This window comes from Streptomyces sp. W16 (genome assembly GCF_033194735.1).
Taxonomy (GTDB): Bacteria; Actinomycetota; Actinomycetes; order Streptomycetales; family Streptomycetaceae; genus Streptomyces.
The window spans coordinates 1-2,574 of sequence record NZ_JAWOAI010000865.1 but is presented as its reverse complement, the minus strand read 5'-3'; the positions used below and the strand labels follow the sequence as shown (position 1 = coordinate 2,574).

3 protein-coding genes and 1 pseudogene are annotated in these 2,574 nt (G+C 70.7%); 2 read left to right on the top strand and 2 right to left on the bottom strand.

Annotated features, from left to right (window positions below; translation table 11 throughout):
• Nucleotides 1-138, bottom strand: a 138-nt coding sequence (locus R6V09_RS50640) for a DUF2510 domain-containing protein (RefSeq protein WP_317888171.1), incomplete at its 3' end; no start/stop codon positions are given.
• A 263-nt stretch (nt 139-401) separates the two neighbouring features.
• Between R6V09_RS50640 and R6V09_RS50635 the strand changes: the two genes are divergently transcribed.
• On the top strand, nt 402-875 hold the full coding sequence (locus R6V09_RS50635; RefSeq protein WP_317888170.1) for an SsgA family sporulation/cell division regulator: 474 nt from the start codon (nt 402-404) through the stop codon (nt 873-875).
• Nucleotides 876-894: 19 nt separating this feature from the next.
• Here R6V09_RS50635 and R6V09_RS50630 read toward each other — a convergent pair whose 3' ends face one another.
• Nucleotides 895-2,301: an FAD-binding oxidoreductase gene (locus tag R6V09_RS50630; protein ID WP_317888169.1), complete on the bottom strand. Its 1,407-nt coding sequence runs from the start codon at nt 2,299-2,301 to the stop codon at nt 895-897.
• 92 nt (nt 2,302-2,393) lie between these two features.
• Here R6V09_RS50630 and R6V09_RS50625 point away from each other — a divergent pair.
• Nucleotides 2,394-2,574, top strand: a pseudogene (locus R6V09_RS50625) (hypothetical protein); the annotation flags it as partial.

The window sequence follows — 2,574 nt, the reverse complement described above, 5'->3', positions numbered from 1 at the left end:
GTCCGACGGCGCCGGGCGGCTGGTGCCGGGCACCCAGGCCGCGCCGTTCCAGTACCGGACGTATCCAGGAATGGACGGGTCCGGGTAGTACCCCTCGCGGGGCCTGTCGTCACCGGGTGCCGGGGTTGGGGCGCTCATGTCCGTCGTCCCGTATCTGCTCGGAGGTCGAATGAGGGTGTCCACATCTATCAGACCCGTGCGACCGCCACTGCCCGTCCCGCCGGACCCACCCCTTTCCGGGCAAGCTCGTGCACGGAGTCCACACGCCCCGAAGCCCCGCGAAGCCTTCGCGAAGCCTCGCGGAAAAAAAAGATTCCCGAACCCGCGTAATGCTTCGGGCCGCACGCCCTCTCACTCGTACGGGCCCACCGAAGGGTCCCGTGAGCGCGAGAGGACACGTCATGCACACAGTGGTAGAGCGGGAGTTGGAGCTGAAGCTGATCCTGTCGCCGGAACGGAGCATTCCCGTTCCGGCGCGGCTCAGCTACCGCACGGACGACCCGTACGCCGTCCACATCTCCTTCCACATCACCTCCGAGCACCCCGTGAACTGGACGTTCGCCCGCGAACTGCTCGTGGAGGGGGTGTTCCGGCCGTGCGGGCACGGGGACGTGCGGGTGTGGCCGACGAAGGTGGAGGGGCGCAGCGTCGTCCTGATGGCGCTGAGTTCACCCGACGGGGACGCCCTCCTGGAGGCCCCGGCGGCCCAGGTGTCGGCGTGGCTGGAACGCACCCTCCGGGTGGTCCCCCCGGGCTCTGAGGCGGAGCAGCTCGGCATCGACGACGGCCTCGCCGAGCTGCTCGCACCGACCCCGGCCGACGACCTGTGGCTGCGCGACCCGTGGCCGTCGGACGAGTCGCGGGACGGGGAGTGAGCCGTAGGGAGGTTCGGGTTCAGAAGAGCTTGCCCGGGTTGAGGATGCCCAGCGGGTCGAAGGTCGCCTTGACCGCCCGCTGCATCTCCACGCCCACCGGCCCGATCTCGCGGGCCAGCCACTCCTTCTTCAGGACGCCGACGCCGTGTTCGCCGGTGATGGTGCCGCCGAGTTCCAGGCCGAGGGCCATGATCTCGTCGAAGGACTCGCGGGCCCGCCGGGACTCGTCGGGGTCCTGCGCGTCGAAGCAGACGGTGGGGTGGGTGTTGCCGTCGCCGGCGTGTGCGCAGACGCCAATCGTCAACTGGTACTTCTCGCCGATCCGTTCCACCCCGTCGAGCATCTCGCCGAGCCGCGACCGGGGCACGCACACGTCGTCGATCATCGTCGTGCCCTTGACCGCTTCGAGCGCGGTGAGCGACAACCGCCGTGCCTGGAGGAGGAGTTCGGACTCGGCCGCGTCCTCGGCGGGCACCACCTGGGTGGCCCCCGCGGCCTCGCAGAGGGCTCCTACGGCGGCCAGGTCGGCGGCGGGGTCCGCCGTGTCGAAGGCGGCGAGGAGCAGCGCCTCCGTGGTCTCCGGCAGTCCCATGTGCGCGAGGTCGTTGACGGCCTTGACGGTCGTACGGTCCATCAGTTCGAGGAGGGACGGCACGTGCCCGCCCTCCATGATCCGGCACACGGCGTCGCACGCGGCGGCGGCGGACCCGAACTCGGCTGCCAGGACCAGCTGTTGGGGCGGCTGCGGCTTCAGCGCCAGGACCGCCTTCACCACGATGCCGAGCGAGCCCTCCGAGCCGACGAACAGCCGGGTCAGGTCGTACCCGGCGACACCCTTGGCCGTACGCCGGCCCGTGGTCATGAGCCGTCCGTCGGCCAGCACCACGTCCAGGCCGAGGACGTACTCGGCCGTCACCCCGTACTTCACGCAGCACAGCCCGCCCGAGGCGGTGCCGATGTTGCCGCCGATGGTGCACATCTCCCAGCTGGAGGGGTCGGGCGGGTAGCAGAGGCCGTACTCGTTGACCGCGCGGGAGAGGGTGGCGTTGATGACGCCCGGCTCGACGACCGCGATGCGGTCGACCGGGCTGATCTCCAGGATGCGGTCCATTTTGACGAGGGACAGCACGACGCAGCCCTCGGACGCGTTGGCCGCGCCCGACAGGCCGGTGCGGGCGCCCTGCGGGACGACCGGGATCCGCAGTTCGGTGGCGACGCGCATCACGTGCTGGACCTGTTCGACCGTGCGCGGCAGCACGACGACGGCGGGGGTGCCGGACGGGCAGAAGCTCGCCATGTCGTTGGCGTACGAGACCGTGACGTCCGGGTCGGTGAGGACGGCCTCGGCGGGCAGACCGGTCAGCAGGCGGTCGAGAAGGGGTCCGGTGTCGTGGTCGCGAGGCGCTTCGATACGGCTCATGATCACAGCGTCGCACCCACGGCCATCGGTGTGAACCCCGTCCGCGCACGGCTTTCGGTGCCGGGATGTGGTCGTCGTACTGACGCACAGTGAGCGCCATGGAGAACGAACAGCGGAGCCCGGGTACGTCCCTGGTGGCGGAGGCTCGCAGGCGCCGCTCCCACGTTCTGCGGCGGGTGCTGATCGCCTCGGTCGCCGGGTGTGCCGTGGTCGTCGGGCTGCTGTGGCTGCTGCCCGAGGAACCGCGTCCGGCGCCGCCGCCCGCGCCGGGACCCAAGA

Bases quoted from the DNA above. Each gene is read 5' to 3' on its own strand.
- R6V09_RS50635 (WP_317888170.1), top strand. From the start codon at position 402: ATGCACACAGTGGTAGAGCGGGAGTTGGAGCTGAAGCTGATCCTGTCG.